Below are 15,987 nucleotides of genomic sequence, written 5' to 3'. Positions count from 1 at the left end.
AAAAGACCGAAAGGTCTATCTTTTTTTTATGAAACGGAATGATTTTAATAAATCTCTTTTATCGCTTGCAGCTATGGGAACATTAAGCAGTTTTAAAAATTTTACGGATACTTTACAGGTTCAGTCTAATCGCATGCCGGTATTGTTTACCTCACATGGTAGCCCGATGGATATTCCTCTTTCAAAAGAAGAGCGTCCTTTTTGGGATGCATTATATAATCTAGGTAAAGACCTCCAAGGCAAATATGAAATCAAGGCCGCATTGGTAGTTTCGGCTCATTGGTGTGCCAAACAAACCATGGTGAATATTTCTCCGCAACAAGAGCAGATTTACGATTATTACGGTTTCCCGAAGCATTATTATGATGTGAAATACAAAGCCAAGGGTGCTCCTGAAATTGCCCATGAGGTTACGAAAATTATACCGTCGGTGCATGAAACTACAGACTGGGGCTTAGATCACGGTGCATGGCCTATGTTGATGCATTTATTTCCTGAGGCCAATATTCCGGTTTTTCAGATGAGCATTAGCTATTATGATTCACCGCAATACCACTATGACCTAGGTAAACAACTAAAATCGCTTCGTGAAAAAGGCGTGTTGATAATCGGGAGTGGGTCTCTGATTCATAATCTCCAGATTTTAGGCCCAAAGATGAGGTCAGGAGATATGAGCCCGTTTGGTTGGGAACCTGAATATGATGCTTTCATCAAAAAACAGATTGACGATAGGAATTATAACAACATCATAAACTACGAAACAAGTCATAAACTTGGTAAACTTGCTGCCCCAACACCAGATCATTTTGTGCCTGTTTTATACAGTCTAGGATTAACAGACCCGAAAGACGAACTGAGGTATTTTTACGAAGGCAAAGCCAATATTCCGGCTTTCAGTGAGCGGAGTTTTATTTTGAGTTGAAAATGACAAATATATTGACAAAATGAATAAGCTCTAATGATTAATTGGAGCTTATTTCATTAACAATAGTTTGTAATTTTTCTAATAATTCGGGGTCTGTAATTCCCATCTCATCATCGAATTTTTGGTCAAAACTAGGCAATGAAAAAGTATTTAAAATTACGGCACCTCTGAATGGGAAAATGATTTTGGCGTGTTCAAGTACAGAGGATGCTCCTCGAGGTCCAGGGGATGTTGAAAGCAACAACATTTTTGTGTCGTTAAAAATAGGTCTTTTTGGAATCCTTGAAATCCAATCTATTAGATTTTTAAATCCAGCATTAAACGATCCGTTGTTTTCCGCTAAAGAAAGTATTATCAAATCAACATCGTCTATCATTGCCGCTAATTCCATCGCTTCACTTGGAATCTGGATTGTTTTTTCCAGCTGAACACTGAAAAGTGGAATTTCTTTTTCGCTTAAATTAAAATATTGAATCGCCGCATTCGGAAACAATGACGCAGTAAAGTTTGCTAATTTTCTATTGATTGAATTGATGCTGTTACTTCCTCCGAGGGCTAATATTTTTAACATAAGCTTTTAAATTTTATTTTTTTCGAAAAAGAAGAGTATTCTATCTGGTATTCTAGTAAACTCCTTATTCTTGCAAAAATACAATTGATTTTTCTTTTATCTTTGGTAAACCAGCTTTTGTAGAATAAATTGGGGTATTATTCAACCAAAATATTATGAGATTTAGCTTTATGCTAGTTTTGCTTTTAGTAGCAAGTCTACTTCATGCCCAAATTCCTTATCTTCAAAAGCACGGCACTACAACTCAACTAATGGTTGACAATCAGCCTTTTCTTATACTTGGCGGCGAACTTGGTAATTCTACAGCCACCAGCATTGAAAACATGGAAGCCGTTTGGCCCAAACTCAAAGCTATGCATCTCAATACAGTTTTGGTGCCTGTTTATTGGGAATTAATAGAGCCACAAGAAGGCGTTTTTGATTTCAATTTGTACAAAGATTTGATAGTAGAGGCTCGTAAAAATGATTTAAAAATAGTGTTTCTGTGGTTTGGTTCTTGGAAAAACTCCATGAGCAGCCATGCACCGGCATGGGTAAAACTCAATCAACTGAAATATCCAAGGGTAAAAAGTGAAGAAGGAAAAAGTCAGGAAATTTTATCGTCTTTTAGTTCTGAAGTTCTTAAAGCAGACCAAAATGCTTTCGAGAAATTGATGGGTTTTATCAGAGATTTTGATAGCAAAGAAAACACCGTAATAATGGTGCAAGTCGAAAACGAAATCGGAATGTTGCCCTCAGCACGTGATCACCAAGCTTTGGCCGAAAAAGCTTTTAAAGAAGATGTTCCACCAGCATTATTAAATTATTTGAAAAAAAACAAAGGCAAATTAGTGCCAGAGTTTGAGGAAATTTGGAAAATCAATGGATATAAAACCAAAGGAAATTGGGAGGCAATTTTCGGTAAAAGCCTCGCCACAGATGAGATTTTTATGGCCTATTATTATTCACTTTTTACCAATAAAATAACAGAAGCTGGTAAGAAAATTTATAATCTGCCGATGTTTGTCAATGCGGCACTCAATCGGGCTGGTCGAAAACCCGGTGAATATCCGAGTGCTGGACCATTGCCCCACCTGATGGATGTTTGGAAAGCAGCGGGAACAGCTATTGATTTCCTTTCGCCTGATTTTTATAATCCAGACCTCAAGCATTGGTGTGATTTATATACCCGACAAGGCGACGTGCTTTTTGTGCCTGAGCATGCTTTTGATGCTACAGTTGCGGCCAAGGCCTTATATACCATTGGTCATTATCAAGGCATGGGTTTTTCACCTTTTTCTATAGAATCAAAAGAAAAGCCCGAAGAAGAAGCATTGGGTAAAGTATATGATTTGCTTGATAATCTTCAAAATTTAATAACTGAGAACCAAGGAAATGGAAAAATGGAAGCGGTGATGTTAAGCAAATCAGAGCCAGAAACCGTCCTTGAAATTGGTAAATACAAGTTTGTTTGCAAAAACGACTACACCTTAAGTTGGACACCTGGAGCCAAAACAGAAGTTTGGCCATTAGGAGCAGCAATAATCATCCAAACGGCGGAAGATGAGTTTTATGTTGCTGGAACGGGCGTAGTTATTACTTTTAAAAATGTTGAAAATCCAGACTTTAATGTGGGTATATTAAAAGTTGATGAAGGTAGATTCTATGATAAAAAATGGAAAACGCTAAGACATCTCAACGGCGACCAAACACATCAAGGAAGACATATAAATATTGGGACAAATCAATATGCTATTCAGAAGGTTAAATTGTACAATTATACCGATTGAGTTTTTAAAATTTAAACCTTAAAAAAGAATGAAAAAACTACTTTTTTTCTTATCAATATGCTTTACCGCCAATGCTCAGTTTTCTCAGGCAGAAAGAGATACACTCAATAAATATGTGCAAATTGATTATGCACAGATGTTAGGTCAATTGGGCATAGATAAATCCCAAGTAAGACGAGGTCCATCGGGCAATCCTAAGGATGCTAATGCCGCAAATAGTGATGAAAGTAAAGTAAATCAATATGTTTTGCCAGATGCTTTGATACTAAAAAATGGCAAAAAAGTAAAAAATGAGGCTGATTGGTGGACTAAAAGAAGACCCGAAATTGTGGAAGATTTTGAAATGGAAATTTATGGCAAATTGCCTTCTAATATTCCAAATTTGAAATGGGAAGTACTATCAGTAAAAGATACTACTGTTGGAAATTACCCTATAAAAGAAAAACTTTTGAAAGGCATTGTTGACAATTCTGCTTTTCCGAGTATAACTGTAGAAATAGAACTTTTAGTAACAACACCAGTTAATATTTCATCAGCAGTTCCATTGGTAATAGAGTTTGGCTGGATAAATTCACCTTGGAACAAAGAGCCAATAAAAGCCATTGGACTTGGCTCAGCAAACGAACCTACTTGGAAAGAACAATTGATTTCTAGAGGAATAGGCTATGCCATATTGGTGCCTTCGAGTATTCAGGCGGACAATGGAGCGGGCTTAACCAAAGGCATTATTGGTTTGACAAATAAAGGAGCCTACCGAAAACCGGAAGATTGGGGAGCATTGCGAGCTTGGGCTTGGGGAGCAAGTAGAGCCTTGGATTATTTAGAAACAGATAAAGACGTAGATGCAAAAAGAGTAGCTATAGAAGGACTCTCAAGATATGGCAAAGCTGCAATTGTGGCCATGGCATTTGAGCCTCGTATTTCTTTAGGGTTTATTGGGTCATCTGGTGCAGGTGGAGCAAAAATTTTAAGAAGGGTATTTGGTGAACAGGTTGAAAATCTTGCTGGGTCTGGTGAATATCATTGGTTCTGTGGCAATTTTATAAAATACACTAGTACAAAAACACCAGATGATTTACCAGTGGATGCCCATGAATTAATAGCACTTTGTGCTCCCAGACCAATTTTTATTAGTTCGGGTTCACCTCAGGTAGAAGGTAACTGGATAGATACCAAAGGTATGTTTGAAGGAGCAGCCAATGCGGGCTCTGTTTATAGATTGTTGGGTAAAAAAGATCTCGGAACTATGAGTTTTCCGCCAATGGGCACAGCCTTGACAAATGGAGAGATAGCTTTTAGGCAGCATGCTGGCGGACACAGTACTGGTCCCAACTGGAGTACTTGGATAGCTTGGGCTAGTAGATATTGGGGCAATTTTTAATACATTTTATTTCTAATCATTAAGAATTATGAATCTTAAAATAGGTTTTTATCTTTTCATTTCATTATTGCCATGTTTTGGTTTTTCACAAAAAACTTTTGAAGCCGATGTGGTAATTTATGGCGGAACTTCGGCAGGTATAGCGGCTGCTGTAGAGGTTGTCCGTTCTGGATATACAGTTTTGGTGGTATCTCCTGATACGCATTTGGGAGGATTAAGTTCTAATGGATTGGGCTATACAGACACCGGAGACAAAACTGTTATAGGTGGTATAGCGAAAGAATTTTATAAGGAACTATATCAACACTACAATAAACCAGAAGCTTGGATTTGGCAGAAAAAGGAAGAATATGGCAACAGAGGACAAAATACAGTAGCTATGGATGAATCAAGTATGTGGATATTTGAGCCACACGTAGCCGAAGGTATTTTTGAAAATTGGGTGAAAGAAAATAAAATTAAAATTCTTAGAAATGAGTATTTGTTAAGAGAAAAAGGAGGATTAATAAAGAAAAACAACAGCATTAGTCAATTTAAAACCTTAAGTGGCAAAACCATAAAAGGCAAATATTTTATAGATGCCTCTTATGAAGGCGACCTAATGGCAGCTGCTGGTGTTACTTATCATGTGGGTAGAGAAGCCAACAGTGTTTATGACGAAAAATTTAATGGTGTTCAAAAGGATGTTAGACATCATGGACATTATTTTAAAACGCCAATCAGTCCGTATAATATAGCTGGAAATGCTCAAAGTGGGCTTTTGCCGGAAATATCCAAAATTCCTCCTGGAGAAAATGGAGAAGGAGATCAGCGATTACAAGCTTATTGCTACCGTTTGTGCATGAGTTTTCATCCTGAAAATCGTGTGGCTTTTCCAAAACCTGCCAACTATGACCCAAAACGATATGAATTGCTAAAAAGAGTTTTAGACTCGGGTTGGAATGAGGTCTTTGATAAGTTTGATGTTATTCCCAATAAAAAAACGGATACCAATAATCATGGACCTTTTAGCTCAGATTATATCGGAAAAAACTACGCTTATCCAGAAGCAGATTATGCCACAAGGAGAAGTATTTTAGAAGAGCATGAAAACTACCAAAAGGGTTATTTGTATTTTTTGCAAAATGACCCTTCGGTACCCAAAAACATTCATGACGAAATGCAAAAGTGGGGATTGGCCAAAGACGAATTTGCGGAAAACAACAATTGGCCTTATCAAATTTATGTAAGAGAGGCTCGCCGAATGATTGGTGAATATGTGATGAACGAAAATCATACTTTAGGAAAAATAGAAATCAAAAGACCAATTGGCATGGGGTCTTATTCGTTGGATTCGCACAATGCACAACGATACGTAACCGAAGACGGATTTGTACAAAACGAAGGCGATATTGGCGTCCATCCGCCAAAACCCTATTCAATAGACTACGGTGCCTTATTACCCAAAGAAAAAGAATGTAATAATTTACTTGTTCCTGTTTGTGTTTCCAGCTCGCATACAGCCTTTGGATCTATACGCATGGAGCCAGTTTTTATGATTTTAGGACAATCTGCTGCAGCCGCTGCCGTGTTGAGTATCAAACACAAAACCAGTCCACAGAAATTGGATTTTGAACTGTTAAGAACAAAGCTTTTGAAAGAAAAGCAGGTTTTGATTGCAAAATAGGGTTTTACGATTATTTGAATAGAGAAATTGAGTTTGATAAGCTTCTTTTTGCAAGATAGATTGAAATTGAATAGTTTTCGATTAAATCTGATTCATATTTGAAATAGTTAGGACTTAAATTTGTACAATTAATAAAGAGAATAACAAAATTTTATATGGCAAAGAACCCACATTTTTTATCTCAAATGGCTCACGTGGAGATTTTAACCAAAGACCTTGATAAATCTGTAGAGTTTTTCCGTGACGTGGTAGGAATGGACGAAACTGGAAGAGAGGAAAACTCGGTCTACCTAAGAGCATGGGGCGACTATTTTCACCATACATTAAAATTAACGCAAAGTGAAGAGTCGGGTCTTGGACATATTGGTTGGAGAGCTGATAGTCCTGAAGCTTTAGAAGAATGCGTTGCCTATTTGGAAAGTATAGGAGCTGGTCGTGGTTGGTATGATGGCGACCAAGGGCATGGAAAAGCTTATCGTTTTCAATCGCCTGAAGGACACATGCATGAGGTATTTTGGGAAGTAGTTTGGCTGAGAGAAGAGGGAGAAAGAGGAAGCGTTTATGCAGATAGATATTCAAGTAATAGACTAAAAGGTGCTAATCCTCGTCGTTTTGATCATGTTACTTACATGGTATCTAAAGGAGCGTACCCTGCGGAAAAAGCATTCTGGAAAGCAATGGGCTTTAAAAACCCGGATGAAATTAGAATTGCAGACGAGATTCCACCCATCGGAGGTCTGCATACTTTGGCAAATCTTTCGCACGATATCGCTATTTTTACAGACCCGAATATTGAGTCAAAACAAGCGGTTCTAAATCATATTTGCTGGAATGTGGACAGCCGTGAGGAAGTACTTTTAGCTTTAGATTATTTCATTGAAAAAGGCTATAAAAGTGTAATGGGAGCACCAACTCGTCACAAAGCAGACGAGGGTTTCTTTATCTATATCACAGATCCAGGTAGTGGTATTTTATTTGAATACTATGCCTGTGCAAGATTGGTTTTTGCACCAGATCACTTAGACGTACATTATCTAAAGGACAATCCAAACGATGCATGGGGTTCAGCCAATCCTTTCGCTGAAATGGGAAAAGGCAAGAAAATGGGTATTTCGGAAGACGGTACGGTTAAACCAGCGGATGTTTAGTTATTGGTTGATTTGTTGAATAGTTATTAGTGCATTTGTTATTAGTTTATTGGTTGAATAGATTTTTATGTATTTGTAAAATAGTCATTTGTGAATTTTTTGAAGGCAATTTATAAGTCTAGCTTTATTTTATTTTTTCAACTTTCGTCAGGTGGATTAGCTACTTTTTTAAGGTAATTGATATAACCATTAAGTAATTTTCCGCAGTTTTCTATTTGCAGTTTGAATGAATATAATTGATCTTGAGATATATAACCTTCATCAAAAGCAGTAATTAAGTGTTCTAAAGTTTCAGATAATGAACCACGAGAAATTCGACAAAATTGAATGTTTTCTTTGTAGTAATAGCGGCCATAACCTTCGGACAAATTCGCTGTAATACTTCGAGAACTTCGAATTATTTGGTCTGTTAATTTATATTTTTCGGTATTTGGGAAATGAGATTTGACAAGTAATGAAATTTCCTTTCTTAAGAACCGACATTCTTTATAAACATTCAAATCGGTAAATGATAAACTAGCCATTGAAAAAAAAAATGATAATAAAATTTTTAACAAAAAAAGTATTAATTAAATAAACTAAGAAATTATGGACATATTTACTTATTAACCAATTAGAAAATATACAAATAACAAATCCACCAATAACAAATAAACCAATAACAAATTAACCAAATTATGTGGCATTTTTATCCCGGGCAGTACATGCCTTCTTACCAAGTTAATAGAGCTCTCACTCAAGCACATTATGGTGGTGGGGAATTTGCTGAGATTTTAGAAGTTGCAGGAAAAATAGACCCTGACAATAGAGAAAGTTTTAATACAGCATGGCTCGAAAAAGGCAATGAGGTTTTAGGATGGGCCGAAGATTATGAGCAAAAAGGTGCATTTGTTTCTGCCAGACGGACATATTTAAGAGCTTTCAACTATTTGCGTACCGCAGAATTTTTTATGAATCTGCAAAACGAGCTGAAGTTGCCTACATACACCAAAGCTCGTGAAGCTTTTATCAGAGCAATCAAATACTTTGACGAAAAGCCTTTGCAAATAGAAGTACCTTTTGAAGGCTCTTTTTTGTCGGGATATTTATTCAAACCACAAGGAGTCAAAAATCCACCTGTGATGGTGATGTTTGGAGGTTTAGATAGCTTGGCAGAGGAACTGTATTTCGGCATCGGAAACCACTTGATGGAACGTGGCATCGCCCTTTTGGCGGTTGACGGTCCTGGTCAAGGTGCTGCTTTGAGACTAAATCATATACATTCTCGTTACGATTATAACGTAGCAGGTACCGCTGTTTTGGATTATGTTTTAGAAAAGCTTCAAGACGAAGTAGATACCACAAGTGTCGGTATTGCGGGAGTTTCCATGGGTGGATATATGGCAGCACGTTGTGCGGCTTTTGAGCCACGTTTTAAGGTTTGTATGATCTTCGGAGCGGTTTGGTCTTACTATTCTGTGTGGGCTGGCCGAAGTGCAAAACATCCTTTGGCAGAGATAGTGATGCACATTATGGATGCAAAAACGTATGAGGAAGTGCTGGAAAAACTAAAAGGATTCACCTTAGAAAATGGAGTTGCAGAGAAAATCTCAATGCCAACCTTCATCATGCACGGTGGTGGCGACCAACAAAATTTTGTGGAACATGCCATTTCACTTGAAAAGCATTTGACTTGCGAACACAAAATGAAAATCGTACCGGAAGGCGAAAGTGGTGCTCAACACTGCCAAGTAGATGATTTTATGCCAACTTTGGATATGTACGATTGGATAGCCGAAAAAATTAAAGCCTAATTGATAAAATTTCAACCTTTTATAAAATGAGTTCAGTTAAAAAAGTATTGGTAATCGGAGCTGGAATTGGAGGACAGTCCGCGGCCATCGGTCTTAAAAAAGCCGGCATTGAAGTAGAAATTGTAGAGATCCATGAGGCATTTAATGTATATGGTGTGGGAATCATCCAACAACAAAATGCATTGAGGGCATTGGATATGATAGGCATTGGTGGGGAAACGATGCGTCGAGGTTCGCCTTACGGTCAGGTGAAAATGTTTACAGCAGGCGGGCATTTTATTGGCCCAGCCGGTGCACCACCCAATGAAAAATACCCAAGTCATAATGGGATCTCTCGTAGAGTCTTGCACGATATCATGTTTGAAGAATGTACCAAATTGGGCATACCTATCAGAATGGGACTCACGGTAGAAGCCATTGATAATAAGCCAGATTGTGTAGATGTTACTTTTACAGATGGCACCTCGGGTTCATACGATTTGTTGATTGCTTCTGACGGAATTAATTCTAAGGTAAGAGGGATGATTTTTGAAGAAATTAGCCCGAGATATGTCGGTCTTTCGGTTTGGAGGTACCCCTTTAAAAGACATGAAGACTTGGACACTGGATACATCTATTACGGCAGAAAAAGCAAGGCTGGGTTTGTTCCAATGAGTGCCGACACCATGTATATGTTTTTGGTATCTGCCGAGGGAGAAGACTGGCGTGTACCTGAGGATCAAATGGTATCCAAACTTAAAGAATACATGGCTGAGTATCCCATCAAAATGGCTCGGGATTTAATGGAGCAAGTGACAGACGCTAAGTTGGTAAACTATCGTCCGCTCGACGCCTTACGAATTTCAGGTGAATGGTATAAAAATCGGGTCGTTATTATTGGTGATGGAGCTCATGCTACTATTCCACAACTGGGCTCAGGTGCGGCATTGGCCATTGAAGATGCCGTAGTTTTGGCAGATGAATTGCAAAAAAATAATACGGTAGAAGAAGCTCTTCCTGCTTTTATGAAAAGAAGATACGACCGCTGCATGGCTGTGGTAAATGCTTCAGAAACCTTGGGCGAATGGGAATTGCTCGAATTTCAGGGAAAACCATTACCCGAAGGAGCTAACATTGGGGCATTGGTAGGAAGAACCATGGGAGGGCTGGCGGCACCTATTTAGGGTTTGGTTGTATAGTTATTAGTTGATTTGTATATTAGTTATTTGTTACCATATTGTTCTTTTCTAGGTTAATTAAATACGTTCAGCAATTACCATTTTACAAAACACCAATAACTACTTTACAAATAACCTCCCGTTAGCTATCGGGACACTAATAACTATTCCACTATTTACTATTAACTACTCCACAAATAACCAGTTTACTAATTCACTAATAACCAGTTCACAAGTAACCAATAACAAAACATGAAATTAGTTTCTTTTAAAAATACCAAAAATGAAAGCCGAATTGGCTGGCTACAAGGTGATAGAGTAGTCGATATGCAGCTGGCTTCTGAAAAATTACCAACGGATATGTTGACTTTTATCGATGGTCATGAAGGCTATTTTGAAATCATAAAAGCCCTTGGAGAAGTAGAACCGCATTATAGCTTAGCAGAAGTTCAACTTTTAGCTCCACTGCCAAATCCACGCAGCATTCGTGACTACGTTGGTTTTGAAATGCACATGCTCAATGCCTCTCGTTCGTTTGGTCATTCGGTTGGCGAAGCTTGGTATGATTTGCCCATTTTCTATTTCACCAATCATCACAATGTTTTTGGCCCGAATGATGACATCAAAAAACCAGTCAATGAAACTAAATTGGATATTGAGTTAGAAATGGCCTGCATAATCGGCAAAAAAGGCTCGGATATTAAAAAAGAAGAAGCCAAAGACTATATTTTTGGCTATACAATTTTCAATGACTGGACAGCTCGTGCCCTTCAAAGAGTAGAAATGACCATCCCCTTAGGACCTCACAAAGGAAAAGATTTCGCCAATGCTTTTGGCCCATGCATCGTTACAGCTGATGAATTTGAACAATACGAAGTACCATTTTCTGAAAACTTTTTTGAAAGCCCATTGAAAGTACCTTCTGTAAAAGATACCCGATTCGATGTTAAAATGACATCACGAATCAATGGAGAAACTATTTGCGTAGGCAACTACAAAACAGTTCATTTTTCTTTCAGCCAAATGCTAGAAAGAGCCTCCGAAAATGGCGTAAATATCATGCCTGGAGACATTTTGGGTTCTGGAACTGTGGGATGGGGAAGCCTAACCGAAAATAATTTCACTGTTCACCGCCCCCTCGAACCAGGCGATATGGTGGAGCTGGAAATAGAAGGGATTGGGGTTTTGAGAAATCAAGTAGTTTAAAAAAATATAAAGTTTAAAAATCCCAAAAAGAGGTTGAGTTTTTCAGCCTCTTTTTATTTTACATCTTCTGAGCTATTTCTCCAAGTCATTATTCCTGCTATCAGAGCTGGAAGTGCAAAAATCAAGAAATTGGTACCGATTGTAAGACCCATTCCGATTAACATTCCACCTAAGGCAGGACCTACAATTCCTCCAATTCTTCCTGCACCCATTGACCAACCTATTCCCGTTGTTTTAAATTCGGTAGGATACATTCTGGCGGCAAAAGCGTAGAGACCCACAAATCCACCTTGTATTCCAAAACCTAAAAATGCAAAGACTAAAAGTATGAAATCTGATCCAACAAATAGACCAAAAGATGCCATTAAAACTGCAGTTAAAATTAAAATTATTCCAATTGTTTTCTTTAGACCATATTTGCTAGAAAAATAACCTTGGGTTACTATTCCAAAAAAAGCTCCTATATTAAATACAGTTCCTGCATAAATGGCCAATTTTAGAGATAAGCCTGCGTCAGAAGCCAATTTAGGTATCCAACTAGTCATAAAATATAAAGCCGCAAAAGCCATAAAAAGTGCAATCCAAAGCTCTATTGAAGGTTTTAAGTATTTGCCTTTTAAGAGTTTATCTACGGGAATGGCAGCTTGTTTTGGTGCTTTTTCAGGTAATTCGCTGATTGCATCAAATCCCATTTTATTTAAAATCTGATTGATTTTTTGGAGGGAATTTTTGGGTTGGGCTTTAATATAAAAGTCAATAGATTCCGAAAGGAAAATAATGATTAATGGCACAGATACTAAAGACACAATACCAGCATATCTAAACATTTGCTCCCAACCTTCTGCGGGAATTACTTTAGCTGCAACTAATCCCGATATAACGGCTCCAATTGGGTAACCAGAAATAACAAAACTCACCCAAAAATCTCTGGTTTTATTTGGAGTGAATTCCGCAGTTAAGGCAGCAGTGCTCGCCAACATACATCCTATACCCAAACCACTCAAGAATCTATAAATCAAAAGACTGTTGATAGTTGTTGCAGAAGAAGTTAGGTATATACAAGCCCCCATCAAGACACCGCTGAATATTATCATGTTCTTTCGGCCAATTTTGTCAGCATAAGGTGCTATGAATAGCGTTCCTAGCGTCATGCCTGCTAATCCAGCACTAAAAACTGCCCCTAATGTTTGAGGACCCACAGACCATGCTTTGGCTATGGCAGGTGCAGTATAAGATATTACTAAAACGTCCATTCCGTCTAACATATTCATCAAGAAACAGATAAGAATGGTAGCATATTGAAGTCCGCTTAAAGGATTATTGTCTATTAAGTTTTTGGAAGTAAAGGTCATATTTTAATTAGGGTTGAAATTATGGCAAAATAATAGTTTTAAATCATAAAATATAACTTTAAAGTTAAACTATTTGAAGGCTTTTTAAAGAGTAAATTAATATTCTTTAAATTTCCATTTCTAAAAGTGCTGAACTAAGGGTTTTTCCATGACTATCCAAGGCAAGCGAGGTAGTAACTCCTCCTGCCAAAGCATTTTGGCATACAAATAGTAAGGAAGATATATTCGGCATTTCGTATCTTTTTATTTCTCCTCTTACAATTTTTCCAAGGTGTTCTTTGACTTTTTTAACCGTTACTTTTTCACACAACTTTTGAAAGTCTGACTCATCATATGGAATCAAAGACAAAGTAGAAATGTTGCCTTTATCTCCTGCTCGGCTATGGGCTATTTCGTAAAGTTTCATGCGTTTAACGTCGTAATTTTTAATTCTATTTTATTTCTATCTATCATTGTGGATACTATTCCTACCACTTCATTGACATATTTCCTTACTCCACCGCCACCCGCTGGACCATTTGTATACAGTGCTTCCACTTCTTCACCCACTCGCTCAGCATCTGCTTTTGATTTGGCTTTAGCTGCGATTCTTAATCTTATTTCATAAGGTACCGATTCATTTTTAAACTGACCATTGTGCATAGAATTTATTCCCAAATAATCTATTCGAATTTCATCTACAATACCTTTAAGTCGCTTTTCTATAATTTCTCCTGCTAATTTGGATCTTTCTAGGGCTCCAGTACCTGCGTAAGAAATTTCGCCTTCACCCAGAAAAAAAGCTTTGTAGGCCACACTAACTTTTAGATTTGTAGGTTTTTGACTGCCACCGCCTCCATTTATTTTTACTTGATTTTCTCCCAAATCCTCTAAATAAACATTTGTAAAATCAGCTGAAACATCTGGCGTATAATAGGCATGCGGATTTATTACTTCGTAAAGTAATTGTTCTTTTATAGTTTGAAGATTTATGATTCCTCCAGTACCATTTACTTTAGAAATTATCGCTGAGCCATCTATTGAAACTGTAGCTATTGGATGTCCGAGAATTTCCATTTTATTCACAGGTTTTTTTATTGGATCTGCAAAATAACCACCAGTTATTTGACCAGCACATTCCATTAAATGCCCAATCACTGTACCTTTTCCTAAAAGTTCAAAATCCTCAATATTCCAACCTAACTCATGAATCATTGGAGCTAAAAACAAACTCGGATCAGCTACTCTACCTGTTATGATAATTTGAGCTTCTGACTTTAAACCTTCCAAAATTCCTTCTACTCCTAAATAAGCATTTGCGGCAAGTAAATCGCCATTATTTTCTAATCGGATTCCGTTTTCTAATGCTTCGCTTTTTTTGTCTATTTTAGAAAAAACGTCATCACCTGTTACAGCAGCTATCTTAATTCTTAAATCTAATTTTAAAGCTATTTCTTGTATTTTATGTATGGCTGCCAAAGGGTTAGCAGCTCCCATATTTGAGATTAATTTGACTTTGTTTTTAACCAAAATAGGTAGTAATGACGTAATTCTTCTTTCAAGTAGAGGGTCGTAGCCAAGCTCTGGATTAGCCATTTTTCTTTTTTGAGCCAAGCCAATAGTTCTTTCTGCCAAACATTCTAAAACCAAATAATCTAGTTCTCCTTTTTCTGCCAAAATCAACGCAGGCTCTAACCTATCGCCAGAAAAACCAGCACCACATCCTATTCTAATTTTTTGTTTCATATATGTATAGAACCGCTTAAAAGTGCCACCAAAGTCATCACTAATGATGTTCCGAGTGCCCATTTAAAAATGAATTTTTGATGATCTCCTAACTCTACTTCCGCCATGCCAATTAATAAAAAAGTACTGGCTGTCAAAGGACTCAATGGAAAACCCACAGTCATTTGTCCTAAAAGTGCCGCTCTGCCTATTTCCAAAGGATCTAAACCAAATTGCGTTGCTGCTTGGCTAATTACTGGTACCACACCAAAATAATAGGCATCAGGCGTAAAAAGTAAACTTGCAGGCATACTTGTTATCGCCGTGAATACAGGTAAAAGGTTGGCATGTTGCTGTGGAATAAATTGTACCAAGGCAATAGCCATAGATTCTATCATTTTTGATCCCGTCAGTATTCCAGAGAATATTCCTGCAGCAAATATCATACTTGAAACCATAAAAATATTGGTGCCGTGCGATTTCAAAACTGTTTGCTGATCGGTAGGTTTAGGGTAATTTATCAACAATGCCAACATTGAAAAAATAACAAATAACACAGCGGAAGGCAAATAGGCTTCCATCAGAAGGAAAATCAAAAGCACAGTTAAGATGATGTTAATTATCAGAAGTTTTGGCCTTCTCAATTTCAACTGTATATCTGTTAAATCTTCACCATGTTTATAGTTTAGTTTTAATTTACCTAATCGTTTTCTTTCACCTTTTCCAAAAACATAAGCCACAAATAATACCCAAACTATACCTCCAAAAATAGATGGAATGTTAGGATTGAAAATATGTGAAGCATCCGTATTTAGCGTAGCAATGGCTCTAGCTGAAGTGCCAGACCAAGGCACTAAATGAAGCGGGCCAACACTCAGAGCCACGATACCAGGCAAGATTAATGGCTTGATTTTTAGTTTTTTATAAATCGGTAAAAAAGCCGAAATTACAATCATGAAGGTGGCAGTTCCATCACCATCTAAATGGACAATCATAGTCAAAATCGCCGTACCTATGATCACCATTAATGGATCACCTTTTACGATATTTATGATGAAATTTACAAGTTTGTCAAAAAGTCCTGCATCTAACATTATTGCAAAATATAACACAGCAAACATCAAAAATATACCAGTAGGAGCTACCTGTTTGATACCATCAAATGCCATTTTCCCTAAGTCAGGAATTGAAATTCCTGCTAAAAATCCGAATATTATCGGTACCAAAACCAAGGCTGTTATTACGGATACTTTTTTGGAAATAATTAAAACTAAAAAAGTGATTATCGCAGCAAATCCTAATATTGCAAGCATAG

General features: G+C 37.3%; 14 protein-coding genes. 8 read left to right on the top strand and 6 right to left on the bottom strand.

The features are described from left to right. The first annotated feature begins 28 nt into the window (after positions 1-28). Positions 29-922 (top strand): dioxygenase, encoded by an 894-nt coding sequence (locus tag EGI22_RS21150; protein WP_255070477.1) that lies wholly within the window; start codon positions 29-31, stop codon positions 920-922. 40 nt (positions 923-962) lie between these two features. Here the strand turns inward: EGI22_RS21150 and EGI22_RS21145 are convergent, their stop codons facing one another. Then, positions 963-1,496 carry an NADPH-dependent FMN reductase gene (locus tag EGI22_RS21145; protein ID WP_255070476.1) on the bottom strand — a complete coding sequence of 178 codons (534 nt, stop codon included), beginning with the start codon at positions 1,494-1,496 and terminating at the stop codon, positions 963-965. A gap of 155 nt (positions 1,497-1,651) precedes the next feature. Between EGI22_RS21145 and EGI22_RS21140 the strand changes: the two genes are divergently transcribed. The 4 genes from EGI22_RS21140 (at position 1,652) to EGI22_RS21125 (ending at position 7,460) form a co-directional block, all read left to right on the top strand. Continuing rightward, complete coding sequence (locus tag EGI22_RS21140) at positions 1,652-3,265, top strand: DUF5597 domain-containing protein (protein WP_255070475.1); 1,614 nt, start codon at positions 1,652-1,654, stop codon at positions 3,263-3,265. Positions 3,266-3,293: 28 nt separating this feature from the next. Continuing rightward, positions 3,294-4,646 (top strand): acetylxylan esterase, encoded by a 1,353-nt coding sequence (locus tag EGI22_RS21135; RefSeq protein WP_255070473.1) that lies wholly within the window; start codon positions 3,294-3,296, stop codon positions 4,644-4,646. Between the two features lie 28 nt (positions 4,647-4,674). Next, on the top strand, positions 4,675-6,312 hold the full coding sequence (locus EGI22_RS21130; protein ID WP_255070471.1) for an FAD-dependent oxidoreductase: 1,638 nt from the start codon (positions 4,675-4,677) through the stop codon (positions 6,310-6,312). A 155-nt stretch (positions 6,313-6,467) separates the two neighbouring features. Further along, positions 6,468-7,460, top strand: a complete 993-nt coding sequence (locus EGI22_RS21125; protein WP_255070470.1) for a VOC family protein — start codon at positions 6,468-6,470, stop codon at positions 7,458-7,460. Between the two features lie 137 nt (positions 7,461-7,597). Here the strand turns inward: EGI22_RS21125 and EGI22_RS21120 are convergent, their stop codons facing one another. After that, a complete protein-coding gene (locus tag EGI22_RS21120; protein ID WP_255070469.1) occupies positions 7,598-7,984 on the bottom strand; it encodes a four helix bundle protein in 387 nt (128 codons plus the stop codon). Between the two features lie 153 nt (positions 7,985-8,137). On the opposite strand from EGI22_RS21120, the gene EGI22_RS21115 reads away from it, so the two are divergent. The 3 genes from EGI22_RS21115 to EGI22_RS21105 all read left to right on the top strand — a co-directional run bounded on the left by EGI22_RS21115 (position 8,138) and on the right by EGI22_RS21105 (position 11,616). Next, complete coding sequence (locus EGI22_RS21115; RefSeq protein WP_255070467.1) at positions 8,138-9,253, top strand: S9 family peptidase; 1,116 nt, start codon at positions 8,138-8,140, stop codon at positions 9,251-9,253. A gap of 26 nt (positions 9,254-9,279) precedes the next feature. Continuing rightward, a complete protein-coding gene (locus EGI22_RS21110) occupies positions 9,280-10,416 on the top strand; it encodes an FAD-dependent monooxygenase (RefSeq protein ID WP_255070466.1) in 1,137 nt (378 codons plus the stop codon). Between the two features lie 246 nt (positions 10,417-10,662). Next, the gene (locus tag EGI22_RS21105) at positions 10,663-11,616 is read left to right on the top strand and encodes a fumarylacetoacetate hydrolase family protein (protein ID WP_255070464.1); all 954 of its coding nucleotides are present in this window, start codon (positions 10,663-10,665) and stop codon (positions 11,614-11,616) included. A 53-nt stretch (positions 11,617-11,669) separates the two neighbouring features. On the opposite strand, the gene EGI22_RS21100 is transcribed toward EGI22_RS21105, so the two are convergent. From EGI22_RS21100 to EGI22_RS21085, 4 genes are all read right to left on the bottom strand, one after another. Beyond that, entirely contained in the window at positions 11,670-12,968 is a 1,299-nt protein-coding gene (locus tag EGI22_RS21100) for an MFS transporter (protein WP_255070462.1), read from the bottom strand. 106 nt (positions 12,969-13,074) lie between these two features. Continuing rightward, on the bottom strand, positions 13,075-13,374 hold the full coding sequence (locus EGI22_RS21095) for a hypothetical protein (RefSeq protein WP_255070461.1): 300 nt from the start codon (positions 13,372-13,374) through the stop codon (positions 13,075-13,077). Then, positions 13,371-14,693 (bottom strand): acyclic terpene utilization AtuA family protein, encoded by a 1,323-nt coding sequence (locus EGI22_RS21090; RefSeq protein WP_255070460.1) that lies wholly within the window; start codon positions 14,691-14,693, stop codon positions 13,371-13,373. Before EGI22_RS21090 ends, EGI22_RS21095 begins: the two co-directional genes overlap by 4 nt. After that, positions 14,690-15,985: a CitMHS family transporter gene (locus tag EGI22_RS21085; RefSeq protein ID WP_255070459.1), complete on the bottom strand. Its 1,296-nt coding sequence runs from the start codon at positions 15,983-15,985 to the stop codon at positions 14,690-14,692. Before EGI22_RS21085 ends, EGI22_RS21090 begins: the two co-directional genes overlap by 4 nt. Between the last annotated feature and the right edge of the window lie 2 nt (positions 15,986-15,987).

It is taken from the genome of Lacihabitans sp. LS3-19 (assembly GCF_024343575.1).
GTDB lineage: Bacteria > Bacteroidota > Bacteroidia > Cytophagales > Spirosomataceae > Leadbetterella.
Note: the sequence above shows the minus strand (reverse complement) of the source record. Positions and strands in the feature narration are given on the sequence as shown.

Coding starts and splice junctions, on each gene's coding strand:
- EGI22_RS21095 (WP_255070461.1), bottom strand. CDS start 13,374: ATGAAACTTTACGAAATAGCCCATAGCCGAGCAGGAGATAAAGGCAAC.
- EGI22_RS21125 (WP_255070470.1), top strand. CDS start 6,468: ATGGCAAAGAACCCACATTTTTTATCTCAAATGGCTCACGTGGAGATT.
- EGI22_RS21115 (WP_255070467.1), top strand. CDS start 8,138: ATGTGGCATTTTTATCCCGGGCAGTACATGCCTTCTTACCAAGTTAAT.
- EGI22_RS21140 (WP_255070475.1), top strand. CDS start 1,652: ATGAGATTTAGCTTTATGCTAGTTTTGCTTTTAGTAGCAAGTCTACTT.
- EGI22_RS21100 (WP_255070462.1), bottom strand. CDS start 12,968: ATGACCTTTACTTCCAAAAACTTAATAGACAATAATCCTTTAAGCGGA.
- EGI22_RS21105 (WP_255070464.1), top strand. CDS start 10,663: ATGAAATTAGTTTCTTTTAAAAATACCAAAAATGAAAGCCGAATTGGC.
- EGI22_RS21145 (WP_255070476.1), bottom strand. CDS start 1,496: ATGTTAAAAATATTAGCCCTCGGAGGAAGTAACAGCATCAATTCAATC.
- EGI22_RS21085 (WP_255070459.1), bottom strand. CDS start 15,985: ATGCTTGCAATATTAGGATTTGCTGCGATAATCACTTTTTTAGTTTTA.
- EGI22_RS21090 (WP_255070460.1), bottom strand. CDS start 14,693: ATGAAACAAAAAATTAGAATAGGATGTGGTGCTGGTTTTTCTGGCGAT.
- EGI22_RS21110 (WP_255070466.1), top strand. CDS start 9,280: ATGAGTTCAGTTAAAAAAGTATTGGTAATCGGAGCTGGAATTGGAGGA.
- EGI22_RS21135 (WP_255070473.1), top strand. CDS start 3,294: ATGAAAAAACTACTTTTTTTCTTATCAATATGCTTTACCGCCAATGCT.
- EGI22_RS21150 (WP_255070477.1), top strand. CDS start 29: ATGAAACGGAATGATTTTAATAAATCTCTTTTATCGCTTGCAGCTATG.
- EGI22_RS21130 (WP_255070471.1), top strand. CDS start 4,675: ATGAATCTTAAAATAGGTTTTTATCTTTTCATTTCATTATTGCCATGT.
- EGI22_RS21120 (WP_255070469.1), bottom strand. CDS start 7,984: ATGGCTAGTTTATCATTTACCGATTTGAATGTTTATAAAGAATGTCGG.